This is a genomic window from Marinobacter sp. PE14 (assembly GCF_053566155.1).
Genome location: NZ_JBQXNY010000001.1, coordinates 84164 through 105305, shown reverse-complemented (window position 1 = coordinate 105305; position 21142 = coordinate 84164). Strand labels below are relative to the sequence as shown.

Here is a 21142-nt window from a genome sequence, read left to right as displayed (position 1 = left end):
GCTAGAGTCCCACAACCGGTTTAATCGCTACGATAGCGAAGTGCGGGTAAATGGCAGAAAGGGCTGTGTCAGAAAGCCTTCTTAAGGTTGCTCATATAAGTGTCCACGAGACTGTTGAACTCGTGCTTGATAACCGGGCTGATGGCCAGCTTCAGTAGGCTGGGCAGGGGCACGGTCAACTCTGCGCTGGTCTGGAACTTCACGGCGGTGGCATTGTCGCCCTTGGACTTGATGGTCCATGAACCGCTCACGACGCCATTGCCCTCGCCCTTCACCGGCTCCCAGGTAATCTTGCCGGCATCTTTGTCCGAGTGGTATTTGCAAGCGTAAACCGACTGGATGGCGTGTTTGTCGACGCCCACTTTTTCCATTTCCCAGCGGTAGGCGTTATCGCCCAAGTCGGTCAGTTTGTGAACTTTCGGGAAGTGACTGGCTGAACGTGGCACATCCGCCAGCAGATCGAACACTTCATCATAACTGCCCGGAATCTCAAGTTCGCGGTTCAGCTCAATCGAAACGGTAATAGCCACGGCCAACTCCTTCTTGTGTTTATAGGTATCAATGTAGTCGGAAAATCAGGGTCGTGTATTTTGGCCCAACACTACCGCATTGTCATACTCCCGCGCTGTTAATTTGTTAACCCTGCGTTATCCTTTGGGTCATTAGCGTCGGTATTCACAGCGAATACTGCAAGCTCCTAACAATAGGAAGGAAGCCTGAATCATGAAAGCCGTCCGTTATGTGCTGATTGCCATCGTTGCACTGATCGTTCTTGCCGTGGCTGCCGTTGCCATCGCCATGGCCGTGATCAACCCCAACGATTACAAGCCGCAGATTGAACAGGCCGTTGAGGATGCAACGAACCTGGATCTGGTCCTTGAAGGCGAAATCGGCTGGTCTTTTATCCCACTTGGCCTTGAGCTGAATTCCGTAGAGGCCACACTGGAAGGAGACCGCTTCGTTGCCCTTGAGCAACTGGTGGCCCAGATTGATTTCTGGTCACTGATTGCCATGTCCCCGAGGGTTAACACCTTCGTACTGGACGGGCTGGACGCCCGACTCGAAGTGGACGAACAGGGCAACGGCAACTGGACCCGCATCATGCCCGAGAAGGCCGCAGGAGCGGCAACGGAGGAAACAGCCGGAACTCAGGATGAACAGGCACAGGAAAGCGAGGGCGCCGGCGGCGAGCCTCTGAACTTCAACGTTGAAAACGTTCAGATCAGCAACGCCCAGGTGCACTACACCGATAAGAGCACCGGCCAGTCCGTCACGCTGGAGAACTTCACCGTCAACGCCAGCAACATCACTCTGGGCTCCGAGTTCCCGCTGGAGATCGGGTTCCGGGTAGCCACCACCCAGCCCACGTTTGAAGTAGATGGCAATATCAGCGCCCGCCTCGCCGCCAACGAGGCGCTCAACGAGTTCGCCGTATCCGGCCTGAATGCCGTGTTCGACATGACCGGCGAGCCGTTCGGTGGCAAAGAGGTCACGGCTGAACTTGCGGGCTCTGCCAGAGCGAACCTGGAAAACGAGACAGCTAACCTTAGCGACTTTACCGCCAGCCTGGCCAACCTGAACCTGTCTACCGATCTGGATGTTACCGGATTCGGCGACAAGCCAACCCTGAGCGGCGAGATATCCATCCCCGAGTTCTCGCTGAAAGATCTTCTGAACAACCTCGGCCAGCCCCCAGTGGAAACCAGCGATCCGGACGTACTTGAAGCCATCGCCTTCTCCACCGGCATTGGCGGTCCGGCTGGAAAGGTGGAACTCACCGACCTGACCATCAAACTGGATGACACCACCTTCAATGGCTCCGGCAGTTACAACCTCGCCGACACAGGCCTTGTCTTCCAGCTCCAGGGCGACCAGTTGAATGCCGACCGGTACCTGCCACCTAAAGCTGAAGAAGATGCAGAGGAAGCACCAGCATCCGGGGAAACGGCGGCAGCCGGACCGGAGGGCGATCTGCTGCCTCTGGAAACTATTCGCAGCCTGTTGCTGGATATTGATCTGGGCCTTGGCCAGCTGATCGTCAGCAACCTGACCATCAACGAAATCAAGGCCAGTGCCACCGCGAAAAACGGCCTGCTCAAGGTTGATGAGTTCAGCGGTAAACTTTACGAGGGCAGCTTTGGCGCCAACGTGACCATCGACGCCCGCAGCGACAATCCGAAATGGACTGTGGGCTCTGACGTCACCAACGTACAGACGCTACCTCTGCTCACTGATCTGGCGGAAGTGGATATGCTCGCCGGCGGCGCGAACCTCAAAGTGAACGCCAACACCTCTGGCAACCGGATCTCGGCACTGCGCAGCAATGCTGACGGACAGGTCAGCTTCAACCTCGCAGAGGGCGAGTTCCGCCGCATGAACCTCACCCGCATGGCCTGCCAGGGCATCGCTCTGGTCAACCAGGATGAGCTGACGACGACAGACTGGGGCACTACCACCCCTTTCAACGACATGCGTGGCACCCTCGACATCAACGGCAACACCCTCAACAACACCGATCTGGTGGCGGCGCTGGCCGGCATGCGTCTTGAGGGCAATGGCACCGTAGACCTGGCCCAGAGCCAGCTGGATTATGAGGTTGGGCTGAGAGTCGTTGGTGAGATCCACCGGGACAACGCCTGCCGAGTCACCGAGTATGTAGAAAACGCGGTTATTCCCGTGGAGTGCCGCGGCAACTTCGCCGAGGACCCGGCAGGGCTTTGCTCCTTTGACGGCTCCCGCTTCCGGGACACCCTGAAAACCATCGCCGAAAATGCCGCCAAGGCAAAAGCACGCGAGGAAGTAGACAAGGCAAAAACCAAGGCGGAGGAGAAGGTTAAAGAAAAGGTCCAGGAACAGATCGGCGACAAACTCAAAGGACTGTTCAACTAATGCCGGACAGCTTCGCCAACATACTGCTGCAATGGTACGACAACCACGGCCGGCATGACCTGCCGTGGCACCACAACAGGAACGCCTACCGTGTGTGGGTCTCGGAAATCATGCTGCAGCAGACACAGGTAACCACCGTTATCCCCTACTTCGAGGCGTTCATGGAACGCTTCCCGGACGTCCACTCCCTGGCCAAAGCACCCGTGGATGACGTGCTCAGCCACTGGTCCGGTCTTGGTTACTACGCCCGGGCACGCAACCTGCAGAAAGCGGCGCAAACGGTGGTGCGCGAGTTCGATGGTGAGTTCCCCCAAACCCAGGAGGAGCTTGAATCCCTGACCGGCATCGGCCGCTCAACAGCCGCCGCCATTCTGGCCCAGGCCTTTGGCATTCGCGCTGCCATTCTGGACGGCAACGTGAAACGGGTGCTGGCGCGCTACCATGCAATTTCCGGCTGGCCCGGCCAGACTGCCGTGCTCAACCAACTCTGGCAACGGGCCGAAGCGCACACTCCGGAACAGCGGGTGCGTGACTACACCCAGGGCATTATGGATCTCGGCGCCATGGTGTGCACCCGCGGCCGACCGGCCTGCGAGAGCTGCCCGCTGCAAGAGGGCTGTAAAGCCTACGCCCAGGGTGAAACTTCTCTTTACCCCGGCTCCAAACCGAAAAAGGCCAAGCCGGAGAAATCCACCTGGATGGTGATTCTTGAGGACGGCGAGGGTCGCATTCTGCTGGAGCGTCGCCCACCCAGTGGTATCTGGGGCGGCCTCTGGAGCCTGCCGGAACTGGACCCGGCCTATGGCGCCGAAGAGCTCCAGGAAGCCTGCGAACAGAGCCTGGGGCTGGATTGCGCAGAACCAGAGCTGATCAGCGGCTTCCGACATACCTTCTCTCATTACCACCTGCATATACAGCCCGCCCGGTTGAACGTCACCGGCGGCGCCAACACCGTGGCAGACAAGGATCATCTGAGATGGCTACACCGCCACGAAGCCCTTAACCTCGGTCTGCCGGCACCGATCCGGTCGCTGCTTACCGAACCGGAGCAAGCGGCCCTGCTTTGATCCGGTCCGGTAACGCCTTCGCCCGCAACGATCTGTTATCATCACCGCCAGCAACATTTGCCAACAGGAGCCACCATGAGCCGTACCGTTTTCTGCCGCAAATACCAGAAAGAACTGGAAGGCCTGGATTTTCCGCCCATGCCCGGCGCCAAGGGCCAGGATATCTTCGAGAATATTTCGAAACAGGCGTGGGAAGAATGGCAGGCCCAGCAGACCATGCTGATCAACGAAAAACACCTGAGCCTGATGGACCCGAACACCCGCAAGTACCTGCAGGCGCAGATGGAACATTTCTTCAACAACGAGCCGTTCGACAAGGCCGAAGGCTACGTTCCACCGGAACAATAACCCCGGATTGGTCAAAGCCTGAGCATGCCTGAAAAGATTCAGAAATTTTTCCGGCTCAGCCTTGACTCAAAACAGCGAAACCGGTTTAATAGCGCCCCGTTGCACAGCAGTAGCGCAACATGCCCGGATAGCTCAGTTGGTAGAGCAGGGGATTGAAAATCCCCGTGTCGGTGGTTCGATTCCGCCTCCGGGCACCATCAGATTCAATGACTTAGCCCGCCTTGTGCGGGCTTTGTTGTTCTTGGCTCCCAATTTGTAAGCAATATGTAAGCAATTATCCGACACCCTCTCAACCAAGGGCGCAGAGATCGGATCTTGGAATAATGAACGCTGGGGAGGTATACCTGCCGAATACGCGCCTAAAACTCATTTTTTCCTGTGACTCAATAGATCGAAACACACCTAGTGCGAAACTGCCGAACTGTACACATGAACCCACCCGCTACAGTTCTCACCCCAAATACAGAACCCCATCATTCTTAACACCATCGCTTAAGTCCCAGCAGGCCTAAAACAAGCGCCCCCTCTCTTTCCACATCCAATCTATCAAATCTCTTTCAAGCAACCCACACACGAAAATCGATCTCCAGTTGTTTTTGCTTTCATGATCCTCATCCTCTGTCTCAAGTTGTCCTTCGATAAGCTCAATGAGATCTTCTTTATTTCTTGGCGTTTTCCATTTAAGGCCACTCAATATCGCTTTCGGTTTAATTAATAGCTTCCTCCACCGCTTATTAAGGTATTCATATAGCCTGCTACTTTCTACAATATTTTTGGCATGATACTGAATCTCTGTGTAGTTTGGATGCGCTACAGAGACACAAATTTCAACACTAATACTGGGCGTATCTCCAAGATCTTTAAATCTTGCTTTCAAAAGCCTTTCGGACAAACAAGCATCAAAATAAGGATGAAGAACGCGCTCACTCGGAGCTTTACCCTTGAGCTTGGTTTGTCGCAAAATATTGCATTTGCAAGCGGGAACCAAATTCAAAGAGAACAAAGAAAACTCGGGGTAATCGGCCTGAGGAAAGAAGTGATCCAAAGTCCCCCTATGAAGAGATCCGCACATCGGACAAACATCTGTCTCATCATTCGCTCTAATATCATTTATATACGCAAGTTTTTTCGTTGGATTTTTATAATAGTAAGCGAGCGACCTCTTCTGATCTTCATTCAAATTTATCGGATTAATACTCCATGGATTCCCGAGATGCTTTTCGTAATTTAAATATTGTTGGACTATATTATTTTCTACCGACTGGAGCGGTGATGCGTATTTACCACGGCCGTGAGCCAGATCCTTTAATCCTGCTGAATCATCTTCCTTTGGGGCAAGGAGCTTATTCATAAGAGCCACCATCATCGTGATTGGCTTTTCCTTCCATCTCCAATCTTATCTGCCCTAAAAACTCATTAGAAAGTTCATTCTTATACTTCTCCATCACCTCTTGCCATGAACTAAATCGACTGACTATATCGGATCTTACCTGTTCAGCGACCTCAGAAATTTTGTCCTCTCCAAATACAAAATATGAAATTTCTCCGACATCCGCCCCAAATGTTTTCAACCTAGGACGTTCAATGGATATTCGTCCATCAACCGCCCTTAGAACATTGACTTGTTCACGGAACACTTCTTGTACTAAGTAAGCCGAGTGCGTCGCTATTATCGCAATAGAGCCAGTCTTCGATAAAAGCTCATTTAATAGAGCTGAAAACTTACTGATAAAGTTAGGATGAAGGTGGGTTTCCGGCTCATCAAGAAGAAGCAGCGAACCACTATCGATGTGAAGACAGGCCTGGGCAGCAAAACGAACAAATGAAATCTCCCCGCTACTCAACGGAAAGCATTCACCCTCAATTAACCACCGAGGTTCCGACTTGTAATCAATTGCCTTTGATCTCTTGAGTACTCGCTCCTCATTTGAGAGTGGCAGATCAGACAAGGTGATCCATGATTCAAACTCATCTTTAGTTGGAATTACTAAATCTCTTCCGGCTCTTATTCCTTCCACCACGTCGCAAAAGATATCCCACCGCTTTCTGCTCAGAATCACCTGCTCTGAACGAGCGATCTGAACAATCAGGTCGTTGAGATATTCATTTCTTCTGGATCTCCGGGATCGATTAAGTGAAAAGCTCTTATACCAGACCGTTACATTCTTTAAGCGTCCGTCGGGAAATACATGGCCCGCCTCATTGGTGGGCGAAAAGGCTAACAATCGGTTAAATGTTGGACGCTCGCCAGTAACGCCATCGACAAGGGTACCATCCCCTTTTATTGCCGCGCGTACAATTCTTGACAGAGTTTGACTTTTCCCTGTTCCATTCTTTCCTATTACTATTGAGGTTCGTTTTGGAAGAAGGCCGTCATCATCGAACTTAAAGTTTATTTTGTGGCGATTTTCATAACCACTGAGCTTGAAATCTATTATCAGATCTTTACTAACCTCTATTATTTTTTCTTCTTCCAACCCTTTGAGGACTGTCCCTGCATTTTTATATGCGTAGAAAGTTTCAGCCCTTCTCATAAACGACATATTAAAAATTTCCATTTCTCGCACTTTATCAACCATTTTATTTGATTGATCATATTCACCAATTGAAACTAGGTCATTGATCGCAAGAAGGGTATCGCGCGTTTTTTCGACGCCTAGGAAGTTTACGATTTCCCGGTAGACCTCAATACTTTGCGCCATTGAGAAAAGCTTAAGGTCACGAGCATCGACAACTTTACTCTCCGAACTCCCCAATAAGTTCCAGAGGAAATTTATACCGTTTACATCTGGATCATCTGGTTGATCAAAAAATCCGACATAGCCCTCATATGAGTACCTATTTCCGTTGAGATAAATAGAAAAATCAGCGAAAGTTCGAAACTTGAAATCGTTATACTTATCGCGCGAGGGACAAATAACTACGGAGAGACCTGTATTAGGATCCATGGATACAGGATCGTCTGAGAATAATACCCTAACCTTTCCCTTTTCAACCATATCTAACTTCCTAAAAAATGGCCGTGAATGTCCTTAGTAGAAGCACTATTATCGCTCCAAGTGAAATCGAGTTTAGAACCTATGCTTGTACAATTCGAAAATCCCAGTCACAAAAACCTACGCGCAATTAGCGTATCTGACCGGAACTAGAAAATCAGCCCTCTGTCGGCTATTCGCTGAAGAGTCACCTTGGCGCAACGTGATCAGACGAGGATGTTTTACAGATGGGAATCGGCTCGTTACGAGCCAAAGATGGATATAATTTTGTCAGTCCATGGTATGAAAGAGCGTTGATCAACTGCTCCAACTTCGCCCCTCTTTCTACCGCACAACCGTTAGCCTTAGAGTAAACAAGCGCACTTGCCCATAGAGATTCAGCAAGAATGACCTGCCCAAAATCACCGAGCCGTGCACTGCTTAGTCATGTCGGTTAATTTCGACCCTTTTCCGGAAGTCCGGTAGTCAGCGGCAAACTTCAGTGGTGTCCGATAGCTGAAAGCTGAATGGGGCCGAGTCTAATTATAATCTCTTCGCCAGTTACCAATTGAGCTCAGTTCGATTCCAGACTCAGCACGCCCGAAAGTCGGGCTGGACCTTACCACACCGTCCCACCATAGAATTGAGAAGAACACCAATCGTGCTTCCTCTAGTGGGAAGCAATGACGAAAGCTGTTCCACTTTCCAACTCTGGATGAGCCGAATACCAGGCCAGGTTCAATGGAACGCAATTGCGTCGCAGCAGGCAGACGGTTCGCGAGAAAAAAACGAAAGGTGGAATTTCCCTCTCAGGGTTACCTTCATCCAATCCCCTCGGTGTAAGACCATGGCCTTGTCGTTCACACTGAAAAGGAGAAAGTCTATGAACACTGACGACATGAGCAAAGATGAGCTAGACCTTTGGTCCGACGTTAATAACCCAAACAATGACGCAGACATGGACGATTGGGCTGACGCCCACAACCCGAATAACGAGGATTATCTAGGCGATTAACCGATCCTGAGCCGGCGCACTCCCAGAGCCTGCGCCGGTTTTCCCAACTCAACTATGTAGTAACTGGAGCGCCGAAGCGTAACCAGTACCGATCGTAAGATTCGAAGACAGACACCACTTCAGTGGCAGAAAGCCATTGTTCATTCCTAATTCTCTCCGACTCAATCAGCCGTCCAAGTGCATTTGCCCAATAAAAGCGCAAACAAGCCCACCAATCGTCATAGCCCGCTGGGACAAGGTTTCTAACAAAAACGTCTGCTTGTTCCTTGGTAGGCCTTTTCTCACCTCGGCGCCAAGCGTATAACCGACTCTTTCTGATTTCATTAACCTCTTTGATGGCATCCTCGACACAGGCAAAATCGGCTCGTTTCTCAGGAGGAACCCCAAAAGGATAAGGTAGCTTTTGATACATCTCAGCCCAACTCAACCTTTCCCCAGGCGATGTTGCAAAAACAGTCCGCCATTCGTCGAGAAGTATGTCGATGGGCTGCCTGAAGTTTTGAGCAGAGTTCGTGGGGACCAATGTCCCGAATAGACCGACATCCCACAAACGTTTATCTGCAACTTCTTGCTCTCGAAGTGGATTGCTTAGATCATAGTCCAAACAAGCGACTACAGAATAATAGAAATCAACAGTCAATCTCAGAAATAACCGATTTAGCTTCAAGAGCTCCAAGTCTTCCAGGGATTCGCCAGTGCACCATTGGACCAGAGCGGGCAATCCATCTGCTATTTCGTTTTCGGCAATCTCGGTTGTACTTGTTAGAAATTCGTACCAAGTTATTTCGACATCCCGTCGGGCAGTCCTCTGCCCCTCCATCTCTTTCAAAGCTCCCAGTATTTCCAGCTCTTGTTCGCAGCGACTCTCAATAAACCGAAGAAATCGAGTGAGATCATAATCGGCACCGACTTTTAACTTTTTAATCGGATAAAGAACCCCAGCATGCCATGAGTAACCATTGTTTAGCGCCCTCACGGATTGCCATGGCTCATGAAGGCAATCCACCTCATCTTGGTCAGTTTGATAGGGCAACTTGCCGAGCAAAAACTTACCAATTTTTTCTGCGGTGGCATGAGTTACGGGCGAAACGCTCGCTTTCCTTAGGGTTTTCTCTGAAACAGGTAAGTCTTCCTGATGCTTTCTCGAGAGATGGTTTACAGCCCCACTCAAACTTGAGGGGACACCAAGGAGTTTAACTGCTTCTCCAAATGGTGGAATGAATGGTAAAGGAGAGGGCTTGAGCAGCAAATTTGAGCGCCCTTTCTTGGGCTTGATCATGTCACTCCTTCTTTTACAAATGCATTAGTGCCTGGTTTGGAAAACAGCAACGCTCTCAACGGAGCATAAAATAAAGCATCAAGACTGCACAATTTTACGAGGACTGTAGGCAGTTTGCAGTCAGGGCGAATATAGGCGCAATGAGCACCACTCGACACTTCGCGAACAGCGACAAACCTTTATGATCCGACATGCAGCCCGCACGAGGTTTTAGTCTCAGGCACGCGCAACCTCCATTTTTAGCGATCTAATCTTAGCGCTAGCCTACTATCAAGAACCCCACCTCCCTCCGGAGAATGCTCAAATGCAGGAGGCTCCCATCAAGAAAAGGGAGGCTTGAGGGCAAGCTTTTAGCACGGGGAAGAGAGGTTTTTGGTGCCAGACCTATCCCCAACCAGTCACACCACTATGCAGCCGACTACGAGAGATATACGCCAAATAACCGTGTAAACGCCGGCATCCGAACTCGCTCAATTACTGCACTAGGCTCTCTGTCGTGATGACGTATTCCAATAAAAGCAATTTGAAGTTTGCCGTGTCAAAATGCGCTGAGAAAGGGCGAGTGGAGAAAAAGGAACCCAGAGCTCAGCCCGCTGGCAGCATCGTCATAAAATGTTCATTTGATAAAGGCAGAACAAAATGGACGCTATCAAGCAGCTACAGGAAAAGTTATCCAGATTCGCAGAAGACCGGGAGTGGAATCAGTTCCATAGTCCCAAGAATCTAGCTATCGCTTTATCCGTTGAATGCTCTGAACTTCTAGAACACTTTCAATGGCTTGACCAAGAGGCTTCCGAAACTAAAAACCTGTCTTCGGGGACGAAAGAAGAGATCGAACTAGAAATGGCTGACGTCTTTCTATATCTGCTGAGACTCGCTGACAGGCTCGAGGTTGACTTAGTAGAGACAGCGGAGCGGAAAATAGAAATAAACGGCGAGAAGTACCCCGTTTCGCTCTCCAAGGGAAACTCAATCAAGTATTCGAAGCGCGATAAGGAAGTGTAATGGCAAGAGTTGCTTACCAGCCCTGCTCAGACAGAGATTCTCAACGAAACTTGATAAAGACAATCCACAAACCGGTGCCAATCGATTACCTCTCGTATTTTTTGGACGCCGAGGCCATCAAACGCTTACGGAATCTTTATCCTTCAGGCGAAGCCCACATCTGGGGCGTTTCGATTAATCAAAACACCAGAAATAGCTACCGCGATCTCGCAGCGGGCGACATCGCCATCTTCAATATCAAGACCCTAATGTCGATCACCGGGGTCGTCACCCATAAGCTTTTGAATGCCAAGCTAGCCGCCAGCCTCTGGGGATGGAAAGACGAGAAAGCAGGTGTCACTTGGGAGGGCATATACTTTCTAGACCAAGTCTCGCGTATCTCAGTTCCTTACGACGTGGCGTTCGAGAATTCTTCCAAGAAACCGCGGATACCCTTCACGTTATTAAGCCAACGAGACAGTGAGCAAATTCTTGAAAACATCAACATCGAAGACGTAATCCCCGGAGCCTCACCTGTTCCTTCATTGGAAGAAACCCAAGAGGAAATCAGGAAAGGATCACCTGACGGCAGAACGGAAACCCCCACCAGAAAAGAGCACCACTTTATTGTGAACCATTTGTTTGGGAACAGAACCGCAGCCGAGTGCTGTATCTGTGGTAAAACCTATCCCCGTGCCTACCTGGTAGCGGCACACATCAAGAAGCGATCTCGCTGCGAAACAAAAGAAAAACTGGATGTGCAAAATATTGCATTACCCATGTGCGTTTTCGGCTGTGACAAACTATTCGAGAATGGCGTGATAAGCGTCGACGCCCAAGGCATTGTCATTGGCAAGCATGTAGGTGACCAGCACCAACCGATTAAGACCTATGTTAATCAGGTTTTGGGTACAAAGTGCGCCGCCTTAAGCAGGAAAAACGACAAGTACTTTAGATGGCACCGAATGGAGCACGGGTTTGAGGAGATCGGGTAAAAAGAGAGTTAGCAGTTTAAGGCTACTATTTTGCTCAGCTATCAACACTCCGAGGGTGTAAAGAAATCTTGCCCTTCTCCCTTCAGCTCGTACTTAGAAACTTGAAAACCTGGGGAGAGTTTTTCAAGCTCCTCTTTTTCGCTGAGACAGAATGCTGAATTTCTTGCCTAGTGAGACAGGGTAATAATGCTGATGCTCACGAAAAAGCTTTTTCGATAAGGTGTTTCGGGCGTGATAATTATGGAAGACAAAGAGCTCTGGCCGAACACCCAAAGCAAAATCCGAGATGTTAGCGTCGCATAAAATCACCGCGGCTATGTCGCGGAACGCTTTTGTCCCAAGAAAGTAGTTCGTTTGAACAGAGCCTTTCCCCGGCTGCAAAATCTCTGGACGTAGCTCAAATTTTCGTTGAAGGCTATTTCCCTTTTCTTCCCAAACGAAGCACTCCTGTCCTAGCCCGTACAATGCCTTGATCCCCACCTCTTCGATCTCAAAATGCTCGATTTTCCGAATCTGACTGACATCGATCACAATCACGCAGTGATCACCTTTACTAACTTTGCCTCTCTTGACACGTCTGTCCAGCTGAGAAGCTTTGGCTACAAACGATGTTGTGATGCGCTTTATGATCAGATCTAGTTCAAATTGCGTTCTGAAGCTCTCTTCATCGGAGGTAGAGTTCCATGTTTTTTGAACACCGTCAGCTAGGTCCGGAGCGCTTATAACTCTCCTGTGAACGACTTTATGCGGATGGTTATCCTCGCCAACAGTAGGAGATACATTTTCAAACTGAATCTTTCGGCCTCTCCACGCAATTTCCGAATCAGATCCCCCCTGACGGCTATTCGTCGGCTGATATCCATTCACATCAAGGAAATACCAGAAATACATTTCAAACCAGCTCTTCCAGAAATGCTCCTCTCTTTGCATCTCATTAATGTAGCCCTGACTTATCTCAGAGCTTTTCATGAACGACTGCCAGACTTTATCGAATGCCTGCCTAAGACGTCTTTCGTGCAGGCTCCCGGCAACATTTGCACTCGCTATTCGTCGAAATGTCGGGGACAGCCTTTTGTCGCTCACGTCTAGTGTCAACTCACAAGGAGCCAAATCAGATTTTTCTACCATCTCTGTATAAATACCATGCGCCTTCGTAGGGAAACCGTAACATTACGTTCTGTCTTAAACGACGTTTGGCTTCTGAGCAGTTTTGAGGGGCCAAATTACCATTCAGATTACATCAGAGAGATGGGTAACAAGCCCCAGCTGAGTATCGATCGGGAAATCGAGGAATTCCACGAGGACAAGAGCAGTGGGGAAATCTAGCGATGTCAGACCTCTCCCTGACCAGTCACACCACTATGCAGGTGTCGCGCTTGCCAGGCATCCATGCCGGCTTTGAACCATGTCGGTGTTAAACAAATAGTTCACCTCTAGTCTAACCATTCCAGGAGACATCAACACCAGCTAAGTCTTAATTGCGCGTATGAGATTTCTCACAAAACGCCTCCAAACTCACGGCCCATCCTCTCCAGGCAAAGAATCGAATGGAACCCTTAGCAAAGGCAAAATCAATCCCGCTACCTTCTGCTCACACCAGTTTCAATAAGCACCAACTGAATCTCAATGACTTCACCATGCCCAGCCTAAAAGATCATTTAAAACAATCTCTTATCGGCTTACTGCTAATAGTTGCGCCGTTGACTGCAACACCCCTACCGGTGAAGCAGTCATCTTCGGGGTTTTGCCATACGGAGCAAAGCCCCTATTACGAGCGAACTTCCAACTTTTTATCATACGAAAACCTTGAAAGCTGTCTAGATGATGGCGGTAAAGCTCGGTCGGAGCGAAAGTTCACACCAGCCTCAGACGAGACTGATTACGAGCGCTCTAACTTTGGTCCAGGCTGAAACGATGAAGATGGCGACTGCCAGAATAGCCGCATGGAGGCTTTGATCTCACAATCGACTCGCCGCCCTATGTTTGCTTCGGCCGATCGCTGCCGGGTGATCAGTGGACGGTGGGTATCACCTTATACTGGCAACGTAATTCAAGATGCCTCGCAAATTGACGTCGACCATATCGTTCCCCTCAAGTTCGCATGGGAACATGGCGCAGACTCTTGGAGCCAACAAAAAAGGGAGCAATTCAGCAATAATCCAGTAAACCTCTGGAGCGTGGAAGCCGGCCTAAATAGGAGCAAGGGCGCGCAGAGTCCGACCGAATGGCTGCCTCCCTCCGGTCAATGTCAGTACATTAGCCGCTTCCTGCGGATCATTAAGCTGTATAACTTGCAACTTGGAGCAGAGGAAACCCCACAATATGAGACTCTGAAAGGCGGCTGCGAATACCGGAGCAGATAGGCGGAAATTACTAAAAGTAATCCTTACCCTCCTCCCAGACCCATTCGTTCAATTTCGCTGACTCAATTGCTCGACGCAAACTGATATCTTGTGTACAGTTTTTGAGTTTCGAAAGCGTGCTAATCATATTTCTTGAGTACGCAAATATGATCCAAGGAAGGCAACCATGGCTTCAAATTATCCAAACCACCCTCCCTATATTCCGGTCATAAAGTGGCAGCAATATGAGCAACTAGCACTTTCCAATCTAGATTCATACGTGCAACAGCGAATCACACCTTGTATAGAGATAAGAACATCCCAGCAGCATACTAACCTCATTGCAAACTATCAGTTAGTGCGAGGGGCGCACGTCACCTTAGTCGATTACTCAGATCCAAAAGGACGTTTGAGTGGAGTAAGGCTAAGTGAGTTTCGGACCTTCTTACAGATAGCGAGGCAGAATAATTACTCTGTCGTTCCTACACTCTCTCCTGAGGACCTTAATAACCTCGCCGCCAGCGATCTAGCCCTAGTGCTTAGTTTTGGGGAAGTGACATTGAGAGAGAAGTTTTCAGAACTCAGGCTTCTTGATGGTCAGTTGGCGTTAATCAGGGCTGCACTTCAAAAGATTAATATCAACAACCCACATTGCTTCGTAGACTTACTCCTCGATATGGGCCAAACACCGGAAACTTGGCCAATCTCCGACTGTCGCCAACTAGCCCTGGCCATTGATCTGGTCGGAACCATTGGAATAAAAAGCGTGCACTTGCTATCGGGGGCCTACCCTGAAAGCTTAGCTTCAGTCCAAACGGGCATGGCAGAATTCAAGAGAAATGACTGGCTACTATGGAAACAAATCGATGGCCTCTGCCAAGCCACTGTTGGTTTCGGCGATTACGGAATTCTCAATCCCTACTGGACGGAAGAAAACCTCACAAGGCGAGGTCGGCGACTAGCAATAAGATACACCCGAGACGACGATTGGCTGATACTTAGAGCAGGGGGGAACACACGAAATGACTCTATCGCAATCAGCTCGATTCTTGTGAACCTGTACGCGTCGCACTTCAAAGGCGCGGCCTATTCTTTCGGTGACAAACTCTTAGAGGAAAGAGCAGACCCAAACTTTCCCGACAAACAAAAAAAGTGTGGCCATTACCACATCACCGAAGGATGGAATCATCACATAACATTTGTAGTTCGAGAACAATACTAGCCTAAATATCAATTGGTGTTCGTCTCGACAGACAATCTCGAACTTCCTGCTTGAGGGATTCAACCGAGATGGAGTTTGCTAGCTCTTGGTGCAAAATATATAGGCTCTTGCTTTTCCAACCGCGAGTGCCCTTGGTTCGGCCGAGCACATCTAGAGCCTCTTGCTTGTCGAGTACAGAGACTATGGCAAATGCATCGATTCTCGAATTCAATCGAGCATACCTAACTCTTCTAAAGAGCTTTTTCCCAGACTGTGGGATAAGCATGACCCCCCACCAAGTGGGGACCATTGCCAGAGCTTTTTCAAGGTGGCGCTCAGAAGTCACTAAAGTTACTTTATCGAATATTTTTCCGTATCTACTTCCCTGCGAATGGAGCCTGGCCAAAGTATCGAGGTCACTTTTGATCTCGTAGCAGTGCATCGACTGGACGTCTACTAAATCTGCCCTTACTTCACCCCCATTAATTTGTAGCTCTTCTAGGTATGGGAAGTCGTTCTGATTTTTCCGGTAACGATCTAAATGTGAAATTAAAGCTCGTTTTATTTCTCTCTCGCGCATCGCAATCTCATGAGTCGGCACGTGTCCCAAGTTTACGCGGAATTCTATCAGAGGCAGTGCTCCAGTTCCGTGGATAGTAGATATCTATTCACAGCTCTGTGAGCAGTCTTTTGGCCGAGGCCTACGAATACACTGGAAGCCACCAATATCAACATGCGAGAATGCAGCCGTTGACCAATTCAGGGAGGAGCCAGTGAACAAAATCACGACTCCGATAACCGCAGAAGCAGCGTTTCGGCAACTCGGACAAGCTGGTTACCCGCGGAATTACATTAAAAAATTCTTACCGGAGTGGTGGGATAACAGCCTAATTCGGACTAGCGCTGGATCCCTACAGTTCGCTCTAATCTTACGCCAGCGTCTCGGGCTCAGCGTGGAATTCAACCCTGACGGAACCATTGAGATAGCGTCAGTGGCTCCTACGGCGAGGTTTAAGCATCGAGTTGACACGGAGGAGTCCGAGCTTACAGTGGCCGCAAACCTTGGCCTAGCTTTGGCTAAGACTTCAATTTTTTCTGTTAAGCCTCCCTACCGGGCATTACCCGAAGATCCGCTTGCTGTTAGAGACCAGTGCCTCAGCCTTTCCGAAGATAACACCGTTAGCTTCCAATCACTTCTTGATCTCTGCTGGAACCATGGCATTCCCGTTCTGTTTCTTAATTATCTACCCAGAGGCTCAAAACGAGTTACTGGCATGGCAATTTCCGTTGCAGATAGACCTGCAATAATCTTGGGTTTCAGCCACAAACAGTCCGCTCGGCAGCTCTTTGTTCTAGCACATGAGCTCGGACACATATTGCTCGGGCATATAGGTACCGATTCTGTTCTACTAGACGAAGAGCTGGCAGAAGTGCAAGGAAATTTAGAGGGTAGCCCTGAAGTTCCAAAAGACCAGCAGGAGCTAGAAGCTGATGCATTTGCTCTTAAATTGATTAGGGGGCAGATTGATGACCCTCTTGAACTAATTGGCTCCCAAAAATCTGCAGCAGAACTTCTTGCAACTACAATCCCAGTCGCAAAAAAGTACGGAATAGATCCCGGACATCTCATTCTTTCTTACGCTAAAAGTCACGATGAATGGGTACTCGCCAATCAAGCCCTAAATTTCCTCCCCCGAGAGATCAACCCTCTGAATTTGTTGGAAAAACGATTCAAGGAAAACACCGACTTAGGCGACTTAAGCGAGGAACATGCGGATTATGTTCTTCTAACCCAAGGGTACGATAGATAGGGAAGTGGTTTTGTTACTACTCGATAGCGATGCAGCAAGAAAACTGTGTCAGTTCGATCTAGTGGAGTTTCTACTGGCCTCAATAGAACTTGAAGCATCGGACCTGGGAGTCCTTCCTCAGCTCAAATTCCAACTCCATCTCAACAACGAGGAAAAAGCGATTCGGAAACTGGAATCTAGGGTTGCCATGGAAAATGCAAGGACGCTAGTTTCATCAGCGTCCGAAGTCGAGATTTCCGCAGATAGTGCGAACCCTATTCTTACTTTGGATCGACCAGACTTAGACACCGGAGAATTAACACTATTTGCAGCATTGTCAGAGATCGAAAACGGCCAACTTCTTAGCGGAGATAAACGTGCCTACATTGCCTTATCAAAGGTAGAACCGATACAAGAGCTCCAAGATCTCTGGATAAGGTTTCTGTGTCTTGAGGAAGCTATCCTCATAATCCTATCCCGTAGTGATTTCACCGCAGTCTCTCAGCGCATTCGGAGCAACCCAAACGTCGACAAGGCGGTTGCATTAACTTTCGGAGCAAGCACTCCAAGCCCAAAAGACAGTGTTGAAGAGGCGCTCAAGAGTTACGTGAACCATTTGGAACAAACCACGGCGGGAAAGTACGTCCCGATCATGAAGGCCGAGAAATCCTTCACGCTCTGATCACGGGTCCTTCCCAAGAGGGATTTATCACCGCGGGGATCGCGGAGCGTGGTTTGTGGGCATCTTCAAATTTTCTCTAGCTCCACAATTTAAAGAATTCATCACCGGAGGATGTCCCCTGAAAAAGTAATAACTGATAAAACGATAAAAACCGGTAAAAGTGATCAAACCCCACAGCCCCAACGGCCTCCACCGGTGACATCTCCCATTTGAGGCAGAATCAGGTTTCACTTTTACCAGCTTTTCCACTTTTCCCGGCTTGTTCGTTATTCACTTTTTCAGGGGGCGGACTTGTGCCACACGCGCTCTATGCGGGCACCTCGTCGAAAACGTCTACCAGACGATAAATTTTCGCATTGTTTGTTTCTCCCTCAGATTCCCACCACAGTACGGTGCTAATCGCCTGATCCTTTTGGGAGTATCTTTGAATGCACCTCCGGGCCCGTCTCCAAGAGATCCCACCTTCCTTACAATGACTGACTAGTTCAGATTGTTTAGCCTCGCCTTGCTGCAACCGCTCCTCGATCCTTTCGATAACATCTTGATCCTCTGCCACTCGCTCCCGCTCTCTCCGGCGCGTCAGCACGTCTTCATATTCTTCATGCAATCGTACATTTCGTTGCTGGTCAATTTCCCAGGTGATCTCATCTATTGCAGCCCTTGTCTTATCGGGAAGCGTTGAAACAATCATGGAGCCGTCAGACCGTTTTTCCGGCAATAAGTAGATCAGTTCATCACAGTCATTCCTCAAGTCCACGGTGCCTTCATACACCGGCATTCCGTCGTCCCCTTTGTATTTGTTCGTGTGGGCCAGGAGAATGATTGTCATCCCTCTCGCTGTGAGCGCTCTCAACGTCATAAATACGTTCTTTGCATCGCGTTTGCTGAGAACATCACACATTTTCTTCCACGTATCGAAAATGAACACGTAGTCGGAATAATCGCCCTCCGCCAGTCGCATTTTCTCAAGCATTTTCACTACACCATCCATGGACTTGCCGACCTTCATGTCTGGCAGCAACAACCGAATACCCTTTTCTTTCGCCATAGCGTGATAGGGTTTGGCATCGCCACCCGATACGTCAGCATTCACGTAAACCACGGTGTAACCTTTCTCGACCATCTCCCCGGCGAGATGGAAAAATATAGTGGTCTTCCCGCCGTTGGCCTCCGCCACCACTGCTACCAAATGGCCGCGCACGATTAGCCCATCAGCAATAAACTCAGAATTCTGAATCTCGTCCATTTCGTCATCACTCACCTCGAAGCCTCCTATCCAACCCAACGGATCATCACCAGAAACCGCAACGTCATCATCGAACTCATCAGCAAGACCCCGATTCTTGGCCAGCACTTTTGCGAGGGTGTACTTCCACAACCACTGCATGCCTGATTTCTGATTCCCTCTACGGTCCAGTGCAGCCCCGGCCAAAAAGTATTTCTCTTCAGTGAGCGTTGTCAGAATAGATTCAATATTCACCCCAGCACTGACCATTTCCTGACACACCGCGAACAATGCACTGGAGCGGTCAGGATTTCCCTCTGAATCGGTGTATTTGTCCAACCCTTCACCGACCCTGATCAGGGATTTCCAGTCGTCCCCTATTCGCATATCATCCAATGGCACCAACGGTGCTTCAGGGTCCCAATCCAGATCACCTACGGTGTGACTTGCATCAGTGCTGTCGGATTGTCCGAACCAATCCGAATACAGCGTTTCTAGGCCGGCACCGCCTGCCTTAACGGTGCCCAACCCTTCCACTACATCAGCCGTTATCGTGAAAAACCGACCTTCCTGATACATTTCCCGACCTGCCTTGTTGTCGCAATGACCTGTGCCGGGTAGCTTCCCTTTGCAGATAATATGCAGCCCTTTGCCGGATGGTGATCTTTCGGTGAATGACTGCAATTCATCCACTGCACGCCGGGCGTCACCCCGCAGTTTCCCAGAATCATCAAAGCAGTTATCCAGGTCTACACCCACGAACGGATCATCGGCGGTGAAGACGAACCCGATTCCTGTGTAACCTTCCAGAAGATACGCTTCGTAGACATCATCAAAGGTTGCCCAGGTTTCCGGTCTACGTGAACTGGCCTTCTTTCCGGTTTTCGGGCTGTAGGGGACCTTGGTCATTTTGACCGTTCCATTCCGCTTTCTGATCGGAACTGCTTTCCAGACTACCCATTGCCGGTATTGCTGTAGCTCTTCCGGCACTGCTTCCAGGTTCGGCTGTATTAGCCCCGGTGGTATATCCGAGGCTGTTTGTTCAGTGCTTTTTACTGCCATTCCCCAGCACTCCAAAAAGTTGATCAAATGTCCGCACCAGTTCCCCCGGCTGCCCCAAAGCGACTTTCTCCAGCTTTGTCTGCAAACGCTTGGCACCGGTGAAGTCCGATATCGTTTCCAGCCAATCGAGGCGATGGAACGCTTGTTCGTCATCTATGATTGGCGACTGGCCTTCTGTTGTAGCCCGCTCAAGTGCAAATGCCCTGTCCACCTGAATCATCAGCGGGTCGATCCACACGCCCCAGTCCTGATCCAAGTAGAAATGATTTGCGACTCCCTCGCCGGACTTCACCGGGAATCTCCAATACTCGCGCACGATAAAAACAGACATGATCAAACCTCCCTTATGCTTGCTGGCTTTCGGTGCTGTTTTGTGACTGAGCCAATAGCCGTTCAACGGCATCATCAGGCCAGGCCAGAAAACGGTTAGGAAGGCGAACGGGGCGCAACCCACACCAGTGCCCTTTTCGGCATAGTGAGGTGCGAATAGTGTTCGGTTTGACGTGGAATTTTTCGGCTAACTGCTCAGTGGTAAGCATGGTTGTACCCTCCGCTTATGTGCTTATTAAGATCGCGGTTACAGAGTACTGACCTGTATTACTCGGATTGGGACAAAAAAGATTTAGGCGTCAGACCTGTCTCTAGTGACTCTTTTCCTTAGACGCTCCAGTCCTTGTGGGGTATCAGGCGTTGCACCGTCGGTAGTCCAACTATCAGGCCAAGGAATCACGCCATCATCTGGCAGCAAGACCGGGTAGCGAAAATACTCAGTTCCATCTTTAATGGCATCTACGACCATTCCAACCGCAGTCCTGATAGACATTTCCTTGCCTTCTCGCTCAGAGAGATATAGGCAGCCGTGGACAAGATTTACCAGGCAGACTATCGAATCAGCGTCGGCGCGTCCTTCTCCGCGGCCCCCCTGCTTCTTGCGCGGCTTGAATACCATCAACGCCAAAATTAAACCCAGGGTAACTTCTCGACCAGTGTACGGCCTATTTTCAAGACCGAGCCTCTTCCAAGCCGAATCCAAATATTGCGGAGGAAAATCCAGCACCATCCCCGGGAACTCCATACTGATTCCTTTCTCACGGGTTACTTCAATATCCGATGCAACAAGTTTTCCGTCTTCTCTTTGACCCAATAACGCTCCCTGCGACTCTATTAGACCGTGCAAGGAGCTTTCAAAAGACAACGGGAATTCCAGCGGATGATGCTGATCAGCCCACTCCTCGGACATAACGATGAAAACTGGAGTGTGCTTAAACTCAAGCCGAATACGCACGCT

19 protein-coding genes and 1 tRNA gene are annotated in these 21142 nt (G+C 49.6%); 11 read left to right on the top strand and 9 right to left on the bottom strand.

Translation table 11 applies throughout. From position 1 onward, the window contains the following. Positions 1–68 precede the first annotated feature (68 nt). Positions 69–530: an SRPBCC family protein gene (locus ACWJ62_RS00455; protein ID WP_449284429.1), complete on the bottom strand. Its 462-nt coding sequence runs from the start codon at positions 528–530 to the stop codon at positions 69–71. A 193-nt stretch (positions 531–723) separates the two neighbouring features. Here ACWJ62_RS00455 and ACWJ62_RS00450 point away from each other — a divergent pair, with 193 nt between their 5' ends. The 4 genes from ACWJ62_RS00450 (at position 724) to ACWJ62_RS00435 (ending at position 4501) form a co-directional block, all read left to right on the top strand. Further along, positions 724–2889, top strand: coding sequence for an AsmA family protein (locus ACWJ62_RS00450; protein ID WP_449284428.1), 2166 nt, complete (start codon positions 724–726; stop codon positions 2887–2889). Then, complete coding sequence (mutY, locus tag ACWJ62_RS00445; protein WP_449284427.1) at positions 2889–3956, top strand: A/G-specific adenine glycosylase; 1068 nt, start codon at positions 2889–2891, stop codon at positions 3954–3956. The genes ACWJ62_RS00450 and mutY overlap by 1 nt, the downstream gene beginning before the upstream one ends. 75 nt (positions 3957–4031) lie before the next feature. Next, on the top strand, positions 4032–4304 hold the full coding sequence (locus ACWJ62_RS00440; protein WP_008169302.1) for an oxidative damage protection protein: 273 nt from the start codon (positions 4032–4034) through the stop codon (positions 4302–4304). Positions 4305–4425: 121 nt separating this feature from the next. Then, positions 4426–4501: transfer RNA gene (locus tag ACWJ62_RS00435), tRNA-Phe, on the top strand. A 311-nt stretch (positions 4502–4812) separates the two neighbouring features. Here the strand turns inward: ACWJ62_RS00435 and ACWJ62_RS00430 are convergent. Together ACWJ62_RS00430 and ACWJ62_RS00425 are read right to left on the bottom strand one after the other, a co-directional pair. After that, positions 4813–5655, bottom strand: coding sequence for a hypothetical protein (locus ACWJ62_RS00430; RefSeq protein WP_449284426.1), 843 nt, complete (start codon positions 5653–5655; stop codon positions 4813–4815). After that, positions 5648–7303, bottom strand: a complete 1656-nt coding sequence (locus ACWJ62_RS00425) for an AAA family ATPase (RefSeq protein WP_449284425.1) — start codon at positions 7301–7303, stop codon at positions 5648–5650. Before ACWJ62_RS00425 ends, ACWJ62_RS00430 begins: the two co-directional genes overlap by 8 nt. An 859-nt stretch (positions 7304–8162) precedes the next feature. Between ACWJ62_RS00425 and ACWJ62_RS00420 the strand changes: the two genes are divergently transcribed. Beyond that, on the top strand, positions 8163–8294 hold the full coding sequence (locus tag ACWJ62_RS00420; protein ID WP_449284424.1) for a hypothetical protein: 132 nt from the start codon (positions 8163–8165) through the stop codon (positions 8292–8294). A gap of 52 nt (positions 8295–8346) precedes the next feature. Here the strand turns inward: ACWJ62_RS00420 and ACWJ62_RS00415 are convergent, their stop codons facing one another. Next, positions 8347–9573 carry a hypothetical protein gene (locus ACWJ62_RS00415; protein ID WP_449284423.1) on the bottom strand — a complete coding sequence of 409 codons (1227 nt, stop codon included), beginning with the start codon at positions 9571–9573 and terminating at the stop codon, positions 8347–8349. 639 nt (positions 9574–10212) lie between these two features. Here ACWJ62_RS00415 and ACWJ62_RS00410 point away from each other — a divergent pair. Then, on the top strand, positions 10213–10578 hold the full coding sequence (locus tag ACWJ62_RS00410; RefSeq protein ID WP_449284422.1) for a nucleotide pyrophosphohydrolase: 366 nt from the start codon (positions 10213–10215) through the stop codon (positions 10576–10578). Beyond that, positions 10578–11552: a hypothetical protein gene (locus ACWJ62_RS00405; RefSeq protein ID WP_449284421.1), complete on the top strand. Its 975-nt coding sequence runs from the start codon at positions 10578–10580 to the stop codon at positions 11550–11552. Before ACWJ62_RS00410 ends, ACWJ62_RS00405 begins: the two co-directional genes overlap by 1 nt. Before the next feature lie 123 nt (positions 11553–11675). Here the strand turns inward: ACWJ62_RS00405 and ACWJ62_RS00400 are convergent, their stop codons facing one another. Then, a complete protein-coding gene (locus ACWJ62_RS00400) occupies positions 11676–12521 on the bottom strand; it encodes a hypothetical protein (protein ID WP_449284420.1) in 846 nt (281 codons plus the stop codon). Between the two features lie 974 nt (positions 12522–13495). Between ACWJ62_RS00400 and ACWJ62_RS00395 the strand changes: the two genes are divergently transcribed. After that, positions 13496–13915: an HNH endonuclease family protein gene (locus ACWJ62_RS00395; RefSeq protein WP_449284419.1), complete on the top strand. Its 420-nt coding sequence runs from the start codon at positions 13496–13498 to the stop codon at positions 13913–13915. 166 nt (positions 13916–14081) lie between these two features. Next, the gene (locus ACWJ62_RS00390) at positions 14082–15116 is read left to right on the top strand and encodes a beta family protein (RefSeq protein ID WP_449284418.1); all 1035 of its coding nucleotides are present in this window, start codon (positions 14082–14084) and stop codon (positions 15114–15116) included. 1 nt (position 15117) lies between these two features. On the opposite strand, the gene ACWJ62_RS00385 is transcribed toward ACWJ62_RS00390, so the two are convergent. Further along, positions 15118–15675 carry a sce7726 family protein gene (locus tag ACWJ62_RS00385; RefSeq protein ID WP_449284417.1) on the bottom strand — a complete coding sequence of 186 codons (558 nt, stop codon included), beginning with the start codon at positions 15673–15675 and terminating at the stop codon, positions 15118–15120. Between the two features lie 193 nt (positions 15676–15868). Between ACWJ62_RS00385 and ACWJ62_RS00380 the strand changes: the two genes are divergently transcribed. Both ACWJ62_RS00380 and ACWJ62_RS00375 read left to right on the top strand, forming a co-directional pair. Further along, entirely contained in the window at positions 15869–16906 is a 1038-nt protein-coding gene (locus ACWJ62_RS00380) for an ImmA/IrrE family metallo-endopeptidase (RefSeq protein ID WP_449284416.1), read from the top strand. Positions 16907–16916: 10 nt separating this feature from the next. Continuing rightward, entirely contained in the window at positions 16917–17567 is a 651-nt protein-coding gene (locus tag ACWJ62_RS00375) for a hypothetical protein (RefSeq protein WP_449284415.1), read from the top strand. 307 nt (positions 17568–17874) lie between these two features. Here the strand turns inward: ACWJ62_RS00375 and ACWJ62_RS00370 are convergent, their stop codons facing one another. From ACWJ62_RS00370 to ACWJ62_RS00360, 3 genes are all read right to left on the bottom strand, one after another. Next, on the bottom strand, positions 17875–19854 hold the full coding sequence (locus ACWJ62_RS00370; RefSeq protein WP_449284414.1) for a hypothetical protein: 1980 nt from the start codon (positions 19852–19854) through the stop codon (positions 17875–17877). Continuing rightward, a complete protein-coding gene (locus tag ACWJ62_RS00365) occupies positions 19835–20185 on the bottom strand; it encodes a hypothetical protein (RefSeq protein ID WP_449284413.1) in 351 nt (116 codons plus the stop codon). Before ACWJ62_RS00365 ends, ACWJ62_RS00370 begins: the two co-directional genes overlap by 20 nt. Before the next feature lie 291 nt (positions 20186–20476). Then, positions 20477–21139: a hypothetical protein gene (locus ACWJ62_RS00360; RefSeq protein WP_449284412.1), complete on the bottom strand. Its 663-nt coding sequence runs from the start codon at positions 21137–21139 to the stop codon at positions 20477–20479. Between the last annotated feature and the right edge of the window lie 3 nt (positions 21140–21142).